Here is a 19,596-nt window from a genome sequence, read left to right as displayed (position 1 = left end):
CGTGTTTAAAATGAATTTGATAAAAAATGGTAAGCTACCAGTTGAAAGGGCTGCTAAATATTTTCTGATTTTGAACCTTATCTGTGACTTTAAGCTCTAATTGATGTTTCTTGTTTGGAGTTAACCTTTTTTTATCAAAAACATAAAACAAAAGATCATTTTTAGCATCGTATTCGAATAAAACCCATTGTCCATCAATAAATCCTTCGTAAGATTTTATTCCAGTTAAACGATCCGAAATTTTAAACCGGATGGATTTTTGCCCACGCAGCGATTGTAGATTAAAATTGGTAAGCGCTTTTATTGTTGGAGGAATAGTATCTATAGATACAGCAAATTTCCCGAAATATCTAGATTTCGTTTTTACGAATGAATCGAAATAAATTCCACCTTCATTTATTATGTTGCCATTTTTGTTGATGCGAGCTATAAAAAGTTTGTCTGATTTACCTTCGGGGAAGTGGTTCGGTTTAATGGCGATAGTATAGTAGTTATGTACGGGAATATTCTCATTGTGTATTGAATGAATATTGGAGAGATAGTTTTCTTTTTTCTCGCAAGAGTAGGTAAAATTAATGTTGGAATAGAAACTATTCTCTGGGAATTCAATTTCTAAACCTTCTTTTGTAAGTGAGTTTTTTTTTCTACCATCTAACACCATATCATAAGCATCTGTTGGGAATAATTTTTCAAGTTCGTTTCCTGACGCATAAACTCTAAGACTACTTTTATTTAGATTGGCATCGGAAACAAAAAAGTCAATTTTATACTTTCCATTTTTTTTAAACTGAAAAATACCATTGTTTTTTATTGTAGAATAAATGCTAAGTTGATTATTTGGTTCTTTAAAAGTCTTATGAATACGTTTATTTTGAGTTACGTTTAATTCGTAATCCATATGACTGTTGATATAGGTTGTTTCGTCGAATGAAAATTCCTGAAAGGAATAGTTGGTAATTAAGGTGTCGTTTATTTTCATTTTCAAATCGAAAATTCCACACTTTCCCCATGTATTATCCATATAATCGTTTGTTTCCAGTGCAAAACCAATATTGCCAAGTAATTTTAATTGAGGATCCCCTTTTAAGTGATAGGCATTGTTGTAGAAAGTAACTGGAAAATTTTGTCTGTGGTTAGAACCATTTACATTACTCGAAGAATCGAGAGGGTAGGCGTAAAAATTAAATATTTTTGGAGGAGTAGTATCCTTTATCTTGAATCCAAAGAATAAGGGATTAAGAGGATGTTCAGATTCGGTATCTCTTATTTCGAAATGTAAATGTGGGCCGGCCGACGAACCCGTATTTCCTGAGGCGGCAATTACAGTTCCTTTTTTCACGATCATTTCATCTTTCTGCATTTTTAAATCAAATTCGAAGGAGTTATTTTGGTATTGATACGATTTTACAAATTCTTCAATTTCAGTATTAAAATGATCAAGATGTCCATAAACAGAGGTGTAGCCATTGGGATGATCAATATAAATAGCTTTCCCATAACCACCTGAAGCGATTCTAATTCTACTAACAAAACCATCAGCAACAGCATATATTTTTTTTCCGGTTGTAAATGTTCTGATATCGATGCCAGAATGAAAATGATTGTTGCGGAGTTCGGCAAAGTTACCTGAAAGCGTTATGTCAAAATCAACAGGGGGACGAAAATAGTTTTGAGGGAATAGGACACTTTGGGAATATATTTGTTTAGAAAATAAAAAAAGTAGTACTAGTAGTGGAAGAGTGATATAAGTTCTGGTTATCTTCATATTATAAATGCTGGTTTTGTGAAAGGAATATCAAAACTACAAAAAAACCTGTTTTTTGTGAAATGATTTACAAAATACGAACTAATATATTTGATAATCTTCTCAGCAATGTTAATTTTGTAAAAGAAAAATTTTAATGATGGATCAAGAGCCAAACGACGTGCTGAATAGTTTGAAAGAACAAATTTCGGAACTGATTTTGTTGTACCAAAAATCTAAACAGGAGAAAGAATCTTTAATTCATGAGAAATTAGAACTCATGGAAAAGCTAGAGATCCTGAAAAGGGAAAGGGAAGAGCTGGACCATCAATACAATACATTAAAGTTAGCCAAAACATTAGCTGGAAATAGTGAGGATTCACAGGAGGCTAAGGTTAAAATTAACCGAATTGTGCGGGAGATTGATAAATGTATTGCTCTTTTAAACAGGTAGAATTTGTTTATGGACGAAAAACTTTCAATAAGAGTTAATGTAGCGGATCGGTTTTATCCTTTAAAGATAGATCGAGCCCAAGAAGAGGTGATCCGAAAAGCTGCAAAGATGATTAATGAAAAGGTAATGCAATACAAACAACGATATAAAGATAAAGATACTCAGGATTTTTTGGCAATGGCCTCGTTACAGTATGTAATAAAGGTGATTGAAGCGGAAAGTAAAACTGATGTTTCGCCGGTTTTTGAAGAGGTAAAGGCCATGGAGCAAGAGTTAAGGGAATTTTTAGATAAAGAGTAATTTAGATTCTTGAAAGGAAAGTTGTAACCCGCATTATTTCTTAAGCTGATCGCAATTTTAATGTTTTGTAGTCATTTTTCTAGTATCTTATGCAAAGATAGAAAAAGACTATTGAACGTTATTTTTGTAAGCCTGAGTAATAGTGCGGGTTACATTTTATATATATAATAATACTGACTTAATATTCTATGATATGATTGAAATAATAATAGGGTCCATTGCGTTTGTTGGCGGTGGCGTTGTTTCTTACTTTGTTTTGCAAAAAACTCTTCAAAATAGGAGTAGCTCAATAATTAGGGATGCGCAATCGGAAGCGGAAGTGATCAAAAAAGATAAAATTCTTCAGGCAAAAGAGAAGTTTTTCCAATTGAAAACAGAACACGAGAAGCAAATTAATTCTAGAAATAACAAATTGCTTGCTGCGGAAACTAAATTTAAACAACGTGAAAATGCTCTTAATCAAAGAGTAGACGAATTTCAGCGCAAAAAGAAGGAAGTGGATGTTGTGCGTGAGAATTTAACCGTTCAAATTGATTTAGTAGAACGGAAATCGGATGAGTTGGAGAAGGCAAAAAAGCAGCAGATTGAGCAATTAGAAAAAATTTCTGGCTTATCAGGAGAAGAAGCAAAGACTCAATTGATTGATTCTATGCGTGATGTAGCGAAAACAGAGGCAATGTCTTATGTGAATGAGATTATGGAAGAAGCCAAAATGACCGCTAATATGGAGGCTAAAAAAGTAGTTGTAAAAACCATTCAACGAGTAGCTACTGAAACTGCAATTGAAAATTCAGTTACTATTTTCCACATTGAATCGGATGAAATTAAAGGAAGAATTATTGGTAGAGAAGGTCGAAATATTCGTGCTTTGGAGGCTGCTACCGGTATCGAAATAATTGTTGATGATACTCCTGAAGCTATTGTTCTTTCTGGTTTTGATCCAGTTAGGCGAGAAATTGCCAGACTAGCTTTGCATCAATTGGTTACCGATGGTCGTATTCACCCTGCACGAATTGAAGAGGTGGTGAATAAGGTGCGTAAGCAGATTGAAGAAGAAATTATTGAAACAGGTAAACGTACTGCGATTGATTTGGGAGTGCATGGGTTGCATCCAGAATTGATTCGATTGGTTGGTAAGATGAAATATCGTTCTTCTTACGGACAAAATTTATTACAGCATTCACGAGAAACAGCAAATCTTTGTGCTATTATGGCAACAGAGCTTGGTTTGAATGCAAAAAGAGCAAAACGTGCTGGTCTTTTACATGATATTGGAAAGGTGCCGGATGAAGAGCCAGAATTGCCACATGCAATTTTAGGAATGAAATTGGCTGAGAAGTACAAAGAGAAGCCAGATATTTGTAATGCTATTGGTGCGCATCACGATGAAATAGAAATGACATCAATGATTTCTCCAATTATTCAGGCTTGTGATGCCATTTCCGGTGCACGTCCTGGAGCTAGAAGAGAAATTGTAGAGTCGTATATTAAGAGACTGAAGGACCTTGAAAATTTAGCATTGTCGCACCCAGGGGTGTTAAAAACATATGCTATTCAAGCTGGTAGAGAATTAAGAGTAATTGTTGGAAGCGATAAAGTTTCTGACAAAGAGGCTGAAACTTTATCTTTGGATATTGCTCAGAAAATTCAGGATGAAATGACTTATCCGGGTCAGGTTAAGATTACTGTAATTAGAGAAACGAGAGCGATTAATTACGCAAAGTAAAATATACTGAATTAAAAAAAAAGCCTGTTTCATACGAAACAGGCTTTTTTTTATATAGATCGAAATAATTCTTTAAAATTGGGAATGAAACTATCTAAATTTAGTTTCTGGTACACATTAATTTCATGTTGCACCAATCTTTTAATCATGTTGGTATTGGAGGCTAATTTGTAGAATTTTAATTTATTCTCCATATTTTTGGAGTGGATGATTTGTTCTAAGTCTTTCTGATTAAATACACTTCCTTTATCGATTGGATTAATGTAGAAAAGAACTGAATCCGCATTTTTCTTCTTTGAGTTTTTGGAAGCTTCATCTTTATAACAAAGCAAAACGCTGTTCGGAAGATTTATACCATAAACAGGAATGTTTAGTTCTTGAGCAATGCCAGCATAAATAATAGCCATTATAATAGAATTGCCATGTTTTTGGGATAGTACCGTTCCGATATCGCCATCCCAATTTGTTGGTTGATTTGGCGATAAAGCTTGATAGTTATAAATATTGAAGAAAAAATGATTTAGGATTTTAATTTTTTCTAGAGGACTTAGATCGTCATTTATCTCTAGGCTAACATCTTCCTTTATTTTCTGAATACTTTTACGGATAGGCTCTATTAGCAAATTCGGGTTGTAACTTTTATTTACTAGAATAGCACCATCTATCAAATTTGGTGTTTTAGTAGTACTCCATTCAATAAATTCTTTTTTTACTGTAGAAAATTGAATTTTGTTGATTACGATTTCTACTCTTTCTTGGAAGAGTGGACTTTTCGATTCTAACCAAGAATCTTCCAGTTGTGGTATTGTACTAACCGGTAGCTCTATTAGTTCTTTTTCGACACTTTTATGAATTATTTTATCAGGATCGTCTAATAAGGATAATAGAGCTTCTAACTTATTCTTATTCATAATAATAGGTTTTGTCCTGGCTAAATATAGTAAAACCCGCAAGGAAAAACAATCTTGCGGGTTTAATATTTACTAACAACGATAAAAGCTATTTGCTAAGCCGGTCTAAAACGGTTTGAATTAGTTTTTTTATTGTTGGATGATAGTCTTTACTTGCATCCTTATTTATTCTATTTGCAATAATTGCACAAACAGCAACCGATTCGTGTCCTAGCATTGCCGAAAGTCCAAATATCGCAGAGCTTTCCATTTCATAATTGGTGATTTTCTGTCCTTTATATTCGAATTTTTCAATTTTATCATTCAAATCCGGATCTAAAGTTTGAAGACGCAGAACTCTTCCTTGAGGACCATAAAATCCGTTTGCAGAGATGGTAACGCCTTTTGTCATATCAGTGCCATCTAGTATGCTTACTAATTTTTTAGATGCAGGAACCACATAAGGAGAGGCCAATTTTAGATCCCAATTAACGTACTTTTTAAAAGCTTCTTCAAAATCTAATTCTGAAACAGAATCTCTGTCGGCATAAAAGTTTAACATTCCATCGAATCCAATCGATTTATTGGATAATAGAAAAGAATCGACTAGAATGTTTCCCTGTAAGGCTCCCGAGGTTCCAATTCTAACTAAATTTAAAGTTTTGTGCTCTTTTTTAGGCGTTCTTGTTTCCAAATCGATATTTACTAAAGCATCTAGTTCGTTAACTACGATATCGATATTGTCGGTACCAATTCCAGTGGAAAGAACCGAGAATCTTTTGCCATTATAAGTTCCAGTTTTGGTTACAAATTCACGGTTTGAAATGGTGAATTCTACACTATCAAAATAGCTGGCTACTAATTCAACACGCCCAGGATCTCCTACTAAAATTACCGTATCGGCAAGATGTTCTGGTTTTAGGTGCAAGTGAAATACACTTCCGTCAGGATTTATTATTAATTCTGATGATTTTATTTTTTCCATAATATTTAAAAATTAACTAGAGCAAAGAGCCGAAAATATGTAAAAAAAACCAATATGCAAACTAACTAAATAGTTTCTTTTGGTTAGAAACAAAGTTTTCAAATATAGCTTGCTTACATTCTTCAAAATCTGACATTATTGTGTTATATTTAACAAGTATTAAAAATGTAATTGAAATATAGAATCATGAAGAAACAACCTTATTTTTTAATAGTCCTTGGGATTTTGGCCGTAATTTTGGTCTTATCAGGATCAAGTATGTTCGTTACTTTGGAACCAGGTGAGCGTGGAGTTATCTTCCGTAAATTTTCTGGAGGATTAGACAAAGAAAACGTAGTTGAGCCAGGATTTCATGTTATTGCTCCTTGGAATAAAGTGTTTACATATATTGTTCGTGAGCAAAAGAGTGAAGAAACCATGGATGTACTTGATAAAAGTGGATTATCCTTAAATATTGATGTATCCGTTCGTTTTAATCCTGAATACAATAAAATTGGATATTTACACGAGGTTTTTGGTAAGGATTATATCAATCAGTTGGTGACACCAGAAGTTCGTTCTTCGGTTAGACAGGTTGCTGGAAGGTATAATGCTGAAGAAATTTATTCTACAAAAAGAAAAGAAGTAGAAGATGCTATTATTCAAGAGACTTCTATTGTCCTTAAGAAGAATAACATTCAAATGAAAGCGTTATTGATTCGTTCCATAAATCTTCCTGCTAAAATTAAAACAGCTATTGAAAGCAAATTGCAACAGGAACAAGAGGCTCTTGCTTATCAGTTTAGATTGGACAAAGAGAAAAGTGAAGCTGAAAGAAAACGAATTGCTGCCGATGGAGAGGCTATCGCGAATAAAATTATAAATAGTAGTTTAACAGATGCACTGCTTAGAATGCGTGGTATTGAAGCTACGATTAAACTTTCTGAATCGCCAAACTCTAAAGTTGTGGTTATTGGAAGTGGAAAAGAGGGAATGCCACTTATTTTGGGGAATAACTAAATAGTTATTTAAACTATTGGAAACCGTTCGATTCGTCGAGCGGTTTTTTTTTGTGTACGAAAACGAACAGGGTTGTTCCGTAAGCGTTCAGTTGATAATCAGGCAATTATTGCTAAGTGTCTGTTAGTTAGTGAATTTTGTGGTGTTGGCATAAAATATGATAGAATAAGATCTGTTAACCAAATTAACTATTGCTAACGACCTAAAAGTATATTGCCACTATGAAGAGAGTGCTGTTACTAATTTGCCTGATTACAAACCTATTTGTTTTGCCTTCCTATAGTTTGGCACCTAAAAAAGAGCTAACCGCCATTCGAGTTAGTAACAAACCGATAATAGATGGAAATTTGAACGATGAAGTATGGAAAGGCGTGCCGAAAGGGACAGATTTCATTCAATTTGAACCGTCGAATGGGGAGGTATCTAATTATAAAACCGAAGCTAAATTTATTTATACCGATCATTCCATTATTGTTGGAGTGATGATGTTTGATGCGAATCCTCAAAGTATTCTTAAAGAGTTAAGTAAGAGGGATGAGATTAATAATTCTGATTTTTTGTCCTTATTAATAGATCCGTTTAATAATGGTTTGGATGCCTTTGAGTTTGTTGTTACCCCTGCAGGAGTGCAGTGGGATGCTAAAGTGGTTAAAGGAGATGAAGATTCTAGTTGGGATGCGGTTTGGAATAGCGTAGCCAAAATTAATGAACTAGGTTGGAGCGTAGAAATGGAGATTCCCTATGCGGCATTACGATTTCCTTCAAAAAATGTACAGTTGTGGGGAATGAACCTGATTCGAAATATTCAGAGTGTGAGAGAAAAAACCACTTGGAATTTTATTGATAACGAAGAAGATGGATGGGTAAGTCAGAGTGGTGTACTGAAAGGAATTGAGAATGTAAATCCTCCGGTTCGTTTGTCGTTTACGCCATATTTCTCTACGTATTTCGATAAGTCTTCCTACAATTCATCGGTAGATGTAAATTACCGGGGAGGAATGGATTTAAAGTATGGAATCAACGAAAGTTATACTTTAGATATGATGTTGGTTCCTGATTTTGGACAGGTGCAGTCGGATGATGAGATTCTTAATTTATCACCCTTTGAGGTGAAATTTGATGAGAACAGACAGTTTTTTACCGAAGCAACTGAGTTATTTGATCGGGGGGAGATCTTTTATTCGAGAAGAATTGGCGGACGACCAGTTAAGATGTACGAGGTGGATGATCAATTAAAAGATAATGAGGAAATTACGGAGAATCCTATCGAGACAAAAATTATTAATGCAACAAAAATTTCGGGTCGTAATACCAAAGGCTTAGGAATAGGTGTTTTTAATGCGATGACTAAAAATACCTATGCTGAGATTAACGATACTATTACGGGAAAAGGAAGAAAAGTGAAAACACAGCCATTTTCTAACTATAACATGTTGGTGTTCGATCAGAGTTTTAAAAATGCCTCCTACGCCAGTCTTTTTAATACTAATGTATATATTCCTGAATTGGATTATATCGCTAATGTGAGTGGAACCGAGTTTGAATTTCGGAATAAAGAAAGATCCTACAGTTTAAAAGGAAAAGGGATTGTTTCGCAACGATTCGAAAATGGAGAAGCTGATGAAATTGGTCATTATCATGAATTGGAGTTTGGACGGATTAAGGGGAAATTGAATTGGGATTTCTACCATCGAATGATTTCCGATAAATACAATCCTAATGATATGGGATTTTTGAATCGAAACAATTTGATTAATAATGATTTAAACTTTTACTACAACAATGCCGATCCGATAGGAAATATATTGGTGAGGTATTGGAACCTACAACTGAATCATGAAGCAAGATATTTGCCAAGAAGATTTTCTCAATTTACTATTTATTACAATGCCAATATTAAGTTTAAAAGTCATACCGCTATTGGTATTTATGGGAATATTCGACCTATTCATCAGTACGATTGGGATGAGCCACGAGTAGATGGATTGAAGTTGAAAAAAGGATCTTCGGCTTTTGCTGGAGCATGGATTTCTTCCGATTATAGAAAGGCTTTTGCTTTTGATATAAGAGCAGAGTACGGCAAAAGACTATCAAACGATCATTTAAAAGTATTTGAAGTTGAGATTGAGCCTCGTTACCGTTTTAGCGATAAGTTTGTGATGAATTATCAGTTGGAATGGGGCCGACAGTTAAATGATTTAGGTTATGTAGATGACGAAGAAATTAATGGAAAAACACAGGTGTACATTGGAGATAGAAACAGATCTTATATAGAGAATAAGCTGTCGGGAAGTTACATATTCACCAACAAAAGCTCTTTAAGTTTAAAAGTAAGACATTATTGGGCCAAAGCAGCATACAATAGTTTTCATGCTTTACAGTCAAACGGAGACTTAAAAGCTACTGATTACAATGAAAATAATGATATTAATTTTAATAGTTTTAATATTGATATGGTGTATTCGTGGAGATTTGCTCCTGGAAGTGAGTTAGCAGTAGTTTGGAAAAATACCATTTTTAACGAAGACGATAAAATTGCTCATCGTTTTGTGAATAATTTGAAGGAAACATTTGATGCAACACAGTTTAATAGCTTATCTGTTAAGGTGATATATTATATCGACTACATGTCGTTAAAACGAAAAGGTTAATAGCCTGCTTAAATTTTGCAGTGTAACTAGCTGTAAAAGCTGATGAAAAATAGGTATTGCTATTAAGTGTTTTTTTTGCAAGGCAGTACTATTTTTTAGTAGTGCGATTAGTTAGTGGTAAGTAATGATGGTAAAAAGCAGCAAATGAAAATTTGCTGCTTTTGTATTTAAGTTTAAATTTGTACAAAAAAAATAAAAATACGATGATACAAAGAATTCAGTCTTTATACCTGTTGGGGAGTTTTGTTTTAATAGCAATCATGTTCTTTTTTCCTTTGGCCGAGTTGGTAGATGCATCAGGCGTGGCTTATCAATTTTTATATCGTGGAATACCTGCTTTGCAGGAAGGAGAACCTGTTGTTTATAATGCGATGCCAGTTGCTCTTTTGTTAAGCATTATTGCTTTAATTAGTTTCACCAGTATCTTTTTGTTTAAGAAAAGAATGCTGCAAATTCGTTTAACGGTGTTTAATATGATTTGTATGATTGGTGCAATGGGTTTAGTTTACTACAGCATAAGCAGTCAGGCAACAGAATTAAATGCTATTACAAGTTATAGTTTTATTAATGCATTTCCTTTGGTGGCATTGGTGTTAAGCTATTTAGCAATTAGAGAAATCGGAAAAGACGAGGCCTTAATTCGCTCGATGGATAGAATTCGATAAGTAACTACTATATGAACGAATAAAACCGGCTCAATAGGCCGGTTTTTTGTTTTAATAAGTCAGCAGTTTTAAAGAAATAAGTAACTTTTTTACTTTATCCTTTCTTATTTTCTTTTTTAATTTTCTCTTTGGTTTTCTTTTTCATTACCGAATAGCCAAATCGGCCAACTAAGTTTCCCAATTCGAAGTAATGTCCGTGCGAGTATACCAAAGGTCCCGATTTAGCAAGTGAGAATTCTCCTTTTTCGTTAATGTATCGCTCATCGGCTTGCACGTTCACAACCTCAGCCATAAACATATCGTGCGAGCCCAATTCTATAATTTGAGTCACTTTACATTCAATACTTAATGGCGATTCTTCGATTATGGGAGCCGAAATCTCTTTCGATTTACCGGGAGTAAGCTTCATTTCTTTGAATTTGTCGAAATCTTTACCCGATTTTACGCCACACCAATCGGTGGCATAAGCTAAATCTTTTGTAGTAAGATTAATTACAAACTCGCCACTTTCCTTAATGATATTGTGGGAGTGACGATTTTTACGAACCGATATGTAGCACATGGCAGGATCGGAGCAAATAGTACCAGTCCAGGCAATGGTGATGATATTATAATTTTCTGGAGTGTTTCCACAACTTACCATTACAGCAGGCAAGGGGTAAACCATGGTTCCGGGTTTCCAATGTTGTTTTGTCATACTTGTAAAGTTTAGACCTTAAAAGTAAGAATAACTCTTTCTTTTCGGATAAGATAAGCCCAATTATTCGCTCTGAAATGAAAATTACTTACATTTGTTACCCACAACATACGAATGCAAACACAACGCAAGAATAAAAGCAATGAGCAAGAATATTGAGATTTTAATGATAGATGCAGCAAAACTTGAAGAGACTGGTGATTTTCGTGCTGCCTTAGAAAAATATCAGGAAATTACTTTGGCAGAGACAAAAAATGTAGAAGCACTTTTTAGACTTGGAGAAATGCACCATCAGCTGGGCGAGCTTCCTAAAGCTTTAAGTGCCTATATTCGAGTTTCTGATTTAGAGCCCGATCATAAAAAAGCCAATGTGAAAATTACGATGATCCAATCTATCATGGATTATTTTAATCCCGATTTGTACAATCCATAAGTCGATAATAATTTAATGATATTACAAAAGCCTAGCATCTGATTGTTAGGCTTTTGTGTTATGTTTTGAATTGGCTGGGTAAAATGTATATTGAAGAAGGTTGTTTTATTATATAATCAATAGAAATTTAGGTTGTTAGGTTGATTATGGAAGATCTATGATAAGCGGGCATCTTGTTACCATAAACGTCTTCATATTCAATATGGGTTGAAACATTTTGTTTAAATTTATCATACTCTTTTTTAATATCGAAGTAATCTTTATTTTTTGATTTGGTTGTTAAATGTTTTTTGTTAATAATTCCCAAGATTATTTCTTCTCCAGCACTTAGATAATATTTATCAGCAGTGAAAAAAATGTATTTTTTCCAATCTTCCGAAGGAATTGGAAAGGCTTTTGGAAATCCATTAAAAACAGAATTATCAACTTTATTTGTGAATTCTATTTTAGTGATGACTGCCGGTCCATTACCATAGTTTTTTATTATCATTCCACATTGTTTTTCGCCCGACCTAGAGATCGTTGAAATTAATGGTTTTACAGAATTTCTTGAAACTTTCTGTGTGAGTAGAATAGATAGGATTGCAGTGATAAGAGCGGAAATACCAACGATTAATGAAATTAAATCATTCCAATTGAAGGTGCCCGTTTCGATTGGGATAGTCATAGTGATCTAGTTTATAGTTAGTTTAAGCTAAATATACAACGCATTTTTAAATATTCAAAATATTGTTAAGTATTATAAAACTGTTATATACGAATTATATTTTGGCACTAATTATTCCTAATAATAGTTCAATTCACCAACTTACTCTTACTTTAGGATAATTGTTATTACTTTTGTTTTAGTATTGGGATAATTAAAACTATGGAAAAGAAAAAAATTACGCTTCAGGATATTGCGAAAGCATTAAACATAACTCCATCGGCAGTATCTAAAGCCTTGAGTAATCATCCACGAATGAGTCAGCAAACAAAGGATGCTGTAAACAAAAAAGCGAACGAGTTAAATTACAAACCCAATCAAATTGCCGCTGCTCTTCGCAGTGGTCAAAGTAAGCTTATCGGAGTGATCGTACCTGCGGCAAATATTTCTTTCTTTTCATCGGTAATTCGTGGTATTGAAGAAACTGCAAATAAAGCAGGCTATAGTGTTATTCTTACACAATCGAACGATTCGGTTAAAAAAGAGAAAGACATTATTAATACACTTTTGGCTACCAGAGTAGATGGAGTGATTGCTGCTTTAGGGTTGAAGACGAAAAAATATGATCATTTCGAAAAATTAAAAGAGGAAGGTGTACCTCTGGTATTTTTTGATCGAATTTTGAAAAATTTTGGCGTAAGTACGGTAGAGGTAGATGATTATAAGGGAGCATATGATGCGGTTCATCATTTAATCGATCAAGGATGTAAGAAAATTGCCCATTTGGCCGGACATTCACATATGGAATTGTATAAAAATCGATTAAAAGGTTATAAAGCAGCACTAAAGGATGCCTCTATGCCAATTTGTAAGGAGTTGATTTTAGAAAGTGATTTGCATTTGGAAGATGGACGAAATGGTATGCTTCGTTTGTTGAAAATGAAGGAAAGGCCTGATGCCATTTTTTGTTCCAGTGATTATTCTGCTGTTGGAGCCTTGCAGGTTGCTCGCGAACAAAATATTATTGTTCCCGATGAGATTACTATTTTCGGATTTAGTAACGAGCCGTTCACTTCCTATTTAGATCCAGGAATAAGTTCTGTAGACCAGTCTAGTATTGTAATGGGACACACTGCTGGCGAATTGATTCTAGAACAAATAAAAGGTTCTAAATCAGAGTTTATACCTCGTAGTATTGTTCTAAATCCAAGTTTGATTCTTCGAAAATCTTCGAAAAAGTTTTAAATGATATTTTTTTTTTCTTACTTTGTGTTCAATCGATTGAACAGTTGTTGAAAAATTCATTTCATCTTGAGGAGGATAAAAATTTGTATTGTTTTGATTTTCTGTTTCAATCGATTGTTTTTTTTAGATTGATATTTTCCTGTTTGGGAATAAGAATAGAAGGATTGTTATCACATCCTTTTTTTTGATAAATAGTTCAATCGATAGAACCGTTGAATTTAGAACTTGCCGTTTTAGTAATTTCTGCAAATAGAAAGAGGTTTAGAAGGTAAGTTTTATCGGAACCTAAAATGAAAAGAATACACCGATGAAAGAGAAGTTGATTAAAATTAGTCAGAAGGATAATCTACTGGTTGCTTTGACAGATATTAAAGCAGGCGAAAGTGTTACCTATCAGAACGAAACCTATTTGGTGAAAAATGGCGTTCAGGTGAAGCATAAAATAGCTGAGTACGATTTTCAAAAAGGAGATGTTGTGGTAATGTATGGTTTGCCAGTTGGTAAGGCGCTTGCATTTATTGCGAAAGGAGAGGTAATAACTACAGAAAATATTATTCATCATACTGGTGGATTTGGTAGTAAAACTTCCGAATATCAATGGACAGCACCTGATGTTAGTGCGTTTAAGAATCGAAGTTTTAAAGGTTATAAACGGAAGGATGGAAAAGTTGGAACTGCCAATAATTGGTTGGTAATTCCATTGGTATTTTGTCAGAACCGAAATATAAAAGTGCTTCAGGAAGAGTTGGAATCTCAATTGGGATACAAACGAGTAACTTCCCATAAAATTAACTTGGATGTTTTAAAAGAAGCATTTGCAAAAGGGGTAAGTGCGTCGGATATTTTAAAAATGGATATTTTGAATCGGAATACCGAGAATAAATTTTCCCCATTTTTTCCAAATGTAGATGGAATTCGTTTTTTAACCCATGAGGGAGGATGCGGTGGCACCAGAGAAGACGCAATTGTATTAAGCAAACTATTAGCCGGTTATATTGCCAATGCAAACGTGGCTGGAGCAACAATTATCGGTTTGGGCTGTCAAAATGCCGAAGTGAAATATATTAATGGCTTTTTAAAAGAGTTTGGTGTATTAGGACAAAAGCCAGTGCACATTTTAGAACAGCAGCAAAGTACTTCGGAACGCGATTTTATCGCCGAGGCGGTGAAACTAACTTTTGCAGGATTAATGGAAGCCAACGAATTTAAAAGAGAAGATGCTCCGCTTAGCGAACTATTAATTGGTTTGGAATGTGGTGGATCGGATGGATTTTCTGGTATTTCGGCAAATCCTCTTTTGGGTTATGTTAGTGATATGATTGTGACTTTAGGCGGAGGAGCTATTCTTTCCGAATTTCCTGAGTTGAATGGCGTAGAGCAAAATATTGTGGATCGTTGTATTAAATCAGAGGATGCTAAGAAATTTTCCGATTTAATTAAAGCTTACGCGCAAAGAGCGGTGGAAGCAGGTTCTGGTTTTGAGGCCAATCCATCGCCAGGAAATATTAAAGATGGACTGATTACCGATGCAATGAAATCCGCAGGAGCGGCCTTAAAGGGAGGAGCATCGCCAATTGTTGATGTGTTGGATTATACCGAAGTGGTAAGCAATAAGGGACTAAGTTTACTTTGTACCCCAGGAAACGATGTAGAATCTACTACTGGTTTGGGATCTTCAGGAGCAAATATCATCTTGTTTAGCACAGGTTTGGGAACACCAACGGGAAATCCTGTTGTGCCTGTAGTTAAGGTTTCGAGTAATACGGTATTAGCCGAAAAAATGAGCGATATCATCGACTTTAATGCTGGTACTATTATAACCGGAGAACATTCCATACGAGAAAAGGCAATTGAGCTTCTCGAGCTAATTATTAAAGTGGCTTCGGGCGAAGAAATGGTAAAAGCTGAAAACCTTCGTCAGTTTGACTTTATTCCTTGGAAACGAGGAGTTTCATTATAAATAAGATACAAATAGAATTTTTAAGAATAATAGTTCGGAAAAATGAAATTAAATAGAACAAATAACATTGTGGCCACAAAGGCTTTGCCTACTAAGGTATTACAATTTGGAGAAGGTAATTTTTTAAGAGCTTTTGTAGATTGGATGATTAATACCATGAACAAAAAGCAAAATTTTGAAGCTGGTATTAAAGTAGTTCAGCCAATCGACAGAGGTATGGTGGATATGTTGAACGATCAGGACGGTTTGTATACACTTTATCTTCGTGGAATTCAAAATGGAGAAGCAAAAAGCGAGCATACCTTAATCGATGCTATTCAAGGAGGAATTAATCCTTATACTCAGAATGAGGAGTTCATGGCTCAAGCCGAAGAAAAAAGTCTTCGATTTGTAATCTCGAACACAACAGAGGCGGGAATTGCTTTCGATGCAAATGATAAATTAGAAGATAAACCTCAAAATTCTTATCCTGGAAAGCTAACCGCATTACTTTATCGTCGATTCAAACATTTTAATGGCGATGCAACCAAAGGCTTAATAATTATTCCTTGCGAATTGATTGATGCTAATGCGGATCATTTAAAAGAATTTGTTTTGCAATATGCGGCGCTTTGGAAATTAGAAGGGGCTTTTGTGAAGTGGATTAATGAAGCGAACTATTTCTGTAATACTTTGGTGGATAGGATTGTTCCTGGTTATCCAAAAGATAGAATGACAGAAATAAAAGAAGAACTGGGATACGAAGATAACCTGGTAGTAGAAGGAGAATTTTTCCACCTATGGGTAATTCAAGCTCCAGAGCAAGTTCAAAAAGAATTTCCTGCGCCACAAGCAGGTTTGAATGTAATTTTTACAGACGATATTACTCCTTATAAAAAGCGTAAAGTGAGAATTTTGAATGGTTTACATACCATTTTGGTTCCAGTTGCTTATTTGTATGGAATTGATGCGGTTAGACAAGCTGTTGAAGATGAGGTTTGTGGGCGTTTCTTAAATAAAGCTTTAGAGGAAGAAATTATTCCTTCTTTGGATATGGATAAGAAGGAATTGGAGGCATTTGCAGCCGATGTATTGGATCGTTTCAGAAATCCTTATATCCACCATTTATTGCTGTCTATTTCCCTGAATTCCTTCTCGAAATTTGAAACTAGAGTATTGCCAACCCTATTGGCTTACCAAGAAAAAACAGGAGAAATTCCAAAGCGATTAAGTTTTGCTTTTGCTGCCATGTTGTATTTCTATCGAGGCAAGCGCAATTTGGAAGTAATTCCGGTTAACGATGCTGCTGATGTAATGGAATTAATGAAATCGGAATGGGCTGCTATGAAATCAGAATTGGAATTTGGATCTCTTGTAAAAAATGTTTTGGCATACGATAAAGTGTGGAAAAGAGATTTGAATGAAGTGAAAGGTTTGTGCGAAGCGGTAACAGAATCCTTACAATCTATTCATCAAAAAGGAATGAATAAGGCAATTGAATCAATGTTGTAAAACTGACAAATTAAGAATACGATGAATAAAAAAGTAGTGTGTTTTGGTGAGATCATGTTACGTCTTTCAACTCCTGGATATCAAAGATTTAATCAATCTTCAGAGTTTAAAGCAACTTATGGTGGTGGTGAGGCTAATGTAGCTGTTTCGTTGGCAAATTATGGTTTACAATCCGATTTTGTAACTCGTTTGCCTAAAAATGACTTGGCTCGCGCCTGTGAAATGGATTTGAAGAAATATGGTGTTTCCACTGATAATATTATATATGGTGGTGATCGTTTAGGAATTTATTTTTTAGAAACAGGCGCGGTTAGTCGTGGTAGTAAAGTGGTTTACGACAGAGCAAATTCTGCAGTTTCGCAGATAGAAGCAGGAATGATAGATTGGGATCAGGTTTTTGAAAATGCCACTTGGTTTCACTGGACAGGAATTACTCCTGCAATTTCGCAAGGAGCTGCAGATGCTTGTTTGGAAGCTATTAAAAAAGCTAACGAAAAAGGAATTACGGTTTCCTGCGATTTAAATTTTCGTAAAAACCTATGGAAATATGGAAAAACCGCTGGCGAAGTAATGCCCGAATTAGTTGCAGGTACCGATATTATTTTGGGTAACGAAGAAGATGCAGCTATGGTTTTAGGAATACATCCGGATGGTTTGGATGTTACCTCTGGACACGTTACTGCAGAAGCATATTTATCGGTTTCGCAAAAAATCATGAAAGAATATCCTCGTTGCAAGAAGGTAATTACCACGCTTCGAGGTTCAATAAATGCAAATCATAACTCGTGGGCTGGCGTTTTGTACGATGGCGAAACATTGTTTAAATCGAATAATACCTACCAAATTACTCACATAGTTGATCGTGTTGGTGGTGGCGATTCGTTTATGGGAGGTTTAATTTATGGTTTATTAACCTATGCCGGAGATGATCAGAAAGCATTGAATTTTGCAGTTGCAGCCTCATGTTTAAAACACACTGTTTTTGGCGATTACAATCAAGTAAGCGTTGAGGAGGTTGAGAAATTAATGGATGGTGACGCTTCTGGACGTGTTTCAAGATAATACTGAATTATAAATGATGAATTAATAATTATGAATTAGAAAAATCGAATACTCTCGCTCCTAAAGCAAGACAACTCATAATTCATAACTTATATCTCATAATTAGAATAGAAATGGCTAGATTTTCAAGAATTGAAGTAGCAGTAAAAATGAAAGAAATAGGAATAGTTCCCGTATTCTTTCATTCAGATATAGAAGTTTGCAAGCAAGTAATTATGGCTTGTTACAAAGGAGGAGCAAGATTGTTCGAATTTGTAAATCGTGGTGATTTTGCACATGAAGTTTTTGGGGAACTAAATAAGTGGGCAGCCAAAGAATGTCCGGAAATGATATTGGGTGCTGGTTCGGTAATTGATGCAGGAACTACTTCATTATACATTCAATTGGGTTCAAATTTTATTGTTTCTCCAATTTTAAATGCCGAAATGGCTAAGGTTTGTAACCGAAGAAAAGTGGCATGGTCGCCAGGTTGTGGATCTTTAACAGAAATCTCGTACGCTGAGGAATTAGGTGCTGAGGTTGTAAAAATTTTCCCAGGCGAACAAGTTGGAGGTCCTGAGTTTGTGAAGGCTGTAAAGGGTCCTTTCCCTTGGTCATCAATTATGCCAACAGGAGGAGTTAAGCCTGAAAGAGAAAATTTGACTCAATGGTTTAATGCAGGTGTTCATTGTGTAGGAATGGGATCACAGTTAATGGTAAAAAATGCGGATGGCACATTTAATTACAAAGCCATTGAAGCGGCAACGGAAAATGCGATTTCAATTATTGCAGGAATTAGAAATCAGTAAGATTAAGAGCTTATGAAAGTACAAAAAATTGATGCCCATCAGCATTTCTGGAATTACTGCCCAGAGAAACATAGCTGGATATCGGATGAAATGGCTGTTCTGAAAAATGATTTTATGCCTAAAGATTTGAAGATTCATCTGGAAGCTATTGATTTTGATGGATGTGTTGCTGTACAAGCAGACCAAACCGAAGCGGAAACTGATTTTTTAATTGATCTAGCTAATCAAAATCCTTTTATTAAAGGTGTTGTTGGTTGGGTAGATTTAAGAGCAGCTAATTTGCGCGATAGGTTGGTGCATTATAGCAAGTTTCCGGTAGTAAAAGGGTTTCGCCATGTAGTTCAGGATGAGCAGGATGATAATTTTATAATAGGAGAGGAATTTTGTAACGGTATTGCCATGCTAGAAGAGTTTGGATTTACTTATGACATTCTAATTTTTGCAAAACATTTGATTCCAAGTGTTGAGTTTGCAGCAAAATTTCCAAATCAAAAATTTGTATTGGATCATATTGCAAAACCAGAAATTAAGGATCAAAAAATTGAAATTTGGGCGGAAGGAATTCAAAAGCTGGCTTCTTTTCCAAATGTTTCTTGCAAGTTGTCTGGAATTGTTACCGAAGCAGATTGGGCAAATTGGACTGAGGCAGATATTATTCCTTACTTGAATGTTGTTTTTGATGCATTTGGCCCTGAACGATTGATGATTGGATCGGATTGGCCAGTTTGTACTTTGGCAGGCTCTTACCAAAAAGTCATGAATTTGATTATCGAAAAAATTAAGAAATATACCACCTCAGAACAAGAAGCGATTTTAGGAGGGAATGCAATTGAATTTTATCAACTAAATAAATAGAGAAA

At 34.8% G+C, this 19,596-nt stretch carries 18 protein-coding genes; 13 read left to right on the top strand and 5 right to left on the bottom strand.

Features of this window, described 5'->3' with window-relative positions; translation table 11 throughout:
• Window positions 1-34: 34 nt before the first annotated feature.
• The gene (locus BZG02_RS05690) at window positions 35-1,765 is read right to left on the bottom strand and encodes a M23 family metallopeptidase (RefSeq protein ID WP_101260449.1); all 1,731 of its coding nucleotides are present in this window, start codon (window positions 1,763-1,765) and stop codon (window positions 35-37) included.
• Between the two features lie 136 nt (window positions 1,766-1,901).
• On the opposite strand from BZG02_RS05690, the gene BZG02_RS05685 reads away from it, so the two are divergent.
• The 3 genes from BZG02_RS05685 (at window position 1,902) to rny (ending at window position 4,224) form a co-directional block, all read left to right on the top strand.
• Window positions 1,902-2,198: a hypothetical protein gene (locus tag BZG02_RS05685; protein ID WP_101260448.1), complete on the top strand. Its 297-nt coding sequence runs from the start codon at window positions 1,902-1,904 to the stop codon at window positions 2,196-2,198.
• Between the two features lie 9 nt (window positions 2,199-2,207).
• Window positions 2,208-2,498 (top strand): cell division protein ZapA, encoded by a 291-nt coding sequence (locus tag BZG02_RS05680; protein ID WP_101260447.1) that lies wholly within the window; start codon window positions 2,208-2,210, stop codon window positions 2,496-2,498.
• 193 nt (window positions 2,499-2,691) lie between these two features.
• Entirely contained in the window at window positions 2,692-4,224 is a 1,533-nt protein-coding gene (rny, locus tag BZG02_RS05675) for a ribonuclease Y (protein WP_101260446.1), read from the top strand.
• A 50-nt stretch (window positions 4,225-4,274) separates the two neighbouring features.
• On the opposite strand, the gene BZG02_RS05670 is transcribed toward rny, so the two are convergent.
• Both BZG02_RS05670 and BZG02_RS05665 read right to left on the bottom strand, forming a co-directional pair.
• Window positions 4,275-5,135: a transglutaminase family protein gene (locus tag BZG02_RS05670; RefSeq protein WP_101260445.1), complete on the bottom strand. Its 861-nt coding sequence runs from the start codon at window positions 5,133-5,135 to the stop codon at window positions 4,275-4,277.
• 88 nt (window positions 5,136-5,223) lie between these two features.
• Window positions 5,224-6,099 carry a nucleoside phosphorylase gene (locus BZG02_RS05665; protein ID WP_101260444.1) on the bottom strand — a complete coding sequence of 292 codons (876 nt, stop codon included), beginning with the start codon at window positions 6,097-6,099 and terminating at the stop codon, window positions 5,224-5,226.
• 186 nt (window positions 6,100-6,285) lie between these two features.
• On the opposite strand from BZG02_RS05665, the gene BZG02_RS05660 reads away from it, so the two are divergent.
• The 3 genes from BZG02_RS05660 (at window position 6,286) to BZG02_RS05650 (ending at window position 10,414) form a co-directional block, all read left to right on the top strand.
• Window positions 6,286-7,098, top strand: coding sequence for a prohibitin family protein (locus BZG02_RS05660; RefSeq protein WP_101260443.1), 813 nt, complete (start codon window positions 6,286-6,288; stop codon window positions 7,096-7,098).
• 221 nt (window positions 7,099-7,319) lie between these two features.
• The gene (locus BZG02_RS05655) at window positions 7,320-9,749 is read left to right on the top strand and encodes a DUF5916 domain-containing protein (protein ID WP_101260442.1); all 2,430 of its coding nucleotides are present in this window, start codon (window positions 7,320-7,322) and stop codon (window positions 9,747-9,749) included.
• Between the two features lie 203 nt (window positions 9,750-9,952).
• Entirely contained in the window at window positions 9,953-10,414 is a 462-nt protein-coding gene (locus BZG02_RS05650; protein ID WP_101260441.1) for a DUF4293 domain-containing protein, read from the top strand.
• 94 nt (window positions 10,415-10,508) lie between these two features.
• Here BZG02_RS05650 and BZG02_RS05645 read toward each other — a convergent pair whose 3' ends face one another.
• Window positions 10,509-11,111: a flavin reductase family protein gene (locus tag BZG02_RS05645; protein WP_101260440.1), complete on the bottom strand. Its 603-nt coding sequence runs from the start codon at window positions 11,109-11,111 to the stop codon at window positions 10,509-10,511.
• Between the two features lie 142 nt (window positions 11,112-11,253).
• Between BZG02_RS05645 and BZG02_RS05640 the strand changes: the two genes are divergently transcribed.
• Window positions 11,254-11,544, top strand: a complete 291-nt coding sequence (locus BZG02_RS05640) for a tetratricopeptide repeat protein (protein ID WP_101260439.1) — start codon at window positions 11,254-11,256, stop codon at window positions 11,542-11,544.
• Between the two features lie 127 nt (window positions 11,545-11,671).
• Here BZG02_RS05640 and BZG02_RS05635 read toward each other — a convergent pair whose 3' ends face one another.
• Window positions 11,672-12,211, bottom strand: coding sequence for a hypothetical protein (locus BZG02_RS05635; RefSeq protein WP_101260438.1), 540 nt, complete (start codon window positions 12,209-12,211; stop codon window positions 11,672-11,674).
• A 201-nt stretch (window positions 12,212-12,412) separates the two neighbouring features.
• Between BZG02_RS05635 and BZG02_RS05630 the strand changes: the two genes are divergently transcribed.
• The 6 genes from BZG02_RS05630 to BZG02_RS05605 all read left to right on the top strand — a co-directional run bounded on the left by BZG02_RS05630 (window position 12,413) and on the right by BZG02_RS05605 (window position 19,591).
• Entirely contained in the window at window positions 12,413-13,435 is a 1,023-nt protein-coding gene (locus tag BZG02_RS05630) for a LacI family DNA-binding transcriptional regulator (RefSeq protein WP_101260437.1), read from the top strand.
• Window positions 13,436-13,742: 307 nt separating this feature from the next.
• A complete protein-coding gene (locus tag BZG02_RS05625) occupies window positions 13,743-15,395 on the top strand; it encodes a UxaA family hydrolase (protein WP_101260436.1) in 1,653 nt (550 codons plus the stop codon).
• Between the two features lie 42 nt (window positions 15,396-15,437).
• Complete coding sequence (locus tag BZG02_RS05620) at window positions 15,438-16,886, top strand: tagaturonate reductase (protein WP_101260435.1); 1,449 nt, start codon at window positions 15,438-15,440, stop codon at window positions 16,884-16,886.
• Window positions 16,887-16,907: 21 nt separating this feature from the next.
• Complete coding sequence (locus BZG02_RS05615; protein WP_101260434.1) at window positions 16,908-17,948, top strand: sugar kinase; 1,041 nt, start codon at window positions 16,908-16,910, stop codon at window positions 17,946-17,948.
• A 113-nt stretch (window positions 17,949-18,061) separates the two neighbouring features.
• Window positions 18,062-18,736 carry a bifunctional 4-hydroxy-2-oxoglutarate aldolase/2-dehydro-3-deoxy-phosphogluconate aldolase gene (locus BZG02_RS05610; protein ID WP_101260433.1) on the top strand — a complete coding sequence of 225 codons (675 nt, stop codon included), beginning with the start codon at window positions 18,062-18,064 and terminating at the stop codon, window positions 18,734-18,736.
• A 12-nt stretch (window positions 18,737-18,748) separates the two neighbouring features.
• The gene (locus BZG02_RS05605) at window positions 18,749-19,591 is read left to right on the top strand and encodes an amidohydrolase family protein (protein WP_101260432.1); all 843 of its coding nucleotides are present in this window, start codon (window positions 18,749-18,751) and stop codon (window positions 19,589-19,591) included.
• Window positions 19,592-19,596 lie beyond the last annotated feature (5 nt).

It is taken from the genome of Labilibaculum filiforme, from assembly GCF_002843315.1.
Taxonomy (GTDB): Bacteria; Bacteroidota; Bacteroidia; order Bacteroidales; family Marinifilaceae; genus Labilibaculum; species Labilibaculum filiforme.
The sequence above is the reverse complement of the archived record's forward strand: the minus strand, read 5'-3'. Positions and strand labels throughout refer to the sequence as shown.

Coding starts and splice junctions, on each gene's coding strand:
- BZG02_RS05690 (WP_101260449.1), bottom strand. CDS start 1,765: ATGAAGATAACCAGAACTTATATCACTCTTCCACTACTAGTACTACTT.
- BZG02_RS05685 (WP_101260448.1), top strand. CDS start 1,902: ATGATGGATCAAGAGCCAAACGACGTGCTGAATAGTTTGAAAGAACAA.
- BZG02_RS05680 (WP_101260447.1), top strand. CDS start 2,208: ATGGACGAAAAACTTTCAATAAGAGTTAATGTAGCGGATCGGTTTTAT.
- rny (WP_101260446.1), top strand. CDS start 2,692: ATGATTGAAATAATAATAGGGTCCATTGCGTTTGTTGGCGGTGGCGTT.
- BZG02_RS05670 (WP_101260445.1), bottom strand. CDS start 5,135: ATGAATAAGAATAAGTTAGAAGCTCTATTATCCTTATTAGACGATCCT.
- BZG02_RS05665 (WP_101260444.1), bottom strand. CDS start 6,099: ATGGAAAAAATAAAATCATCAGAATTAATAATAAATCCTGACGGAAGT.
- BZG02_RS05660 (WP_101260443.1), top strand. CDS start 6,286: ATGAAGAAACAACCTTATTTTTTAATAGTCCTTGGGATTTTGGCCGTA.
- BZG02_RS05655 (WP_101260442.1), top strand. CDS start 7,320: ATGAAGAGAGTGCTGTTACTAATTTGCCTGATTACAAACCTATTTGTT.
- BZG02_RS05650 (WP_101260441.1), top strand. CDS start 9,953: ATGATACAAAGAATTCAGTCTTTATACCTGTTGGGGAGTTTTGTTTTA.
- BZG02_RS05645 (WP_101260440.1), bottom strand. CDS start 11,111: ATGACAAAACAACATTGGAAACCCGGAACCATGGTTTACCCCTTGCCT.
- BZG02_RS05640 (WP_101260439.1), top strand. CDS start 11,254: ATGAGCAAGAATATTGAGATTTTAATGATAGATGCAGCAAAACTTGAA.
- BZG02_RS05635 (WP_101260438.1), bottom strand. CDS start 12,211: ATGACTATCCCAATCGAAACGGGCACCTTCAATTGGAATGATTTAATT.
- BZG02_RS05630 (WP_101260437.1), top strand. CDS start 12,413: ATGGAAAAGAAAAAAATTACGCTTCAGGATATTGCGAAAGCATTAAAC.
- BZG02_RS05625 (WP_101260436.1), top strand. CDS start 13,743: ATGAAAGAGAAGTTGATTAAAATTAGTCAGAAGGATAATCTACTGGTT.
- BZG02_RS05620 (WP_101260435.1), top strand. CDS start 15,438: ATGAAATTAAATAGAACAAATAACATTGTGGCCACAAAGGCTTTGCCT.
- BZG02_RS05615 (WP_101260434.1), top strand. CDS start 16,908: ATGAATAAAAAAGTAGTGTGTTTTGGTGAGATCATGTTACGTCTTTCA.
- BZG02_RS05610 (WP_101260433.1), top strand. CDS start 18,062: ATGGCTAGATTTTCAAGAATTGAAGTAGCAGTAAAAATGAAAGAAATA.
- BZG02_RS05605 (WP_101260432.1), top strand. CDS start 18,749: ATGAAAGTACAAAAAATTGATGCCCATCAGCATTTCTGGAATTACTGC.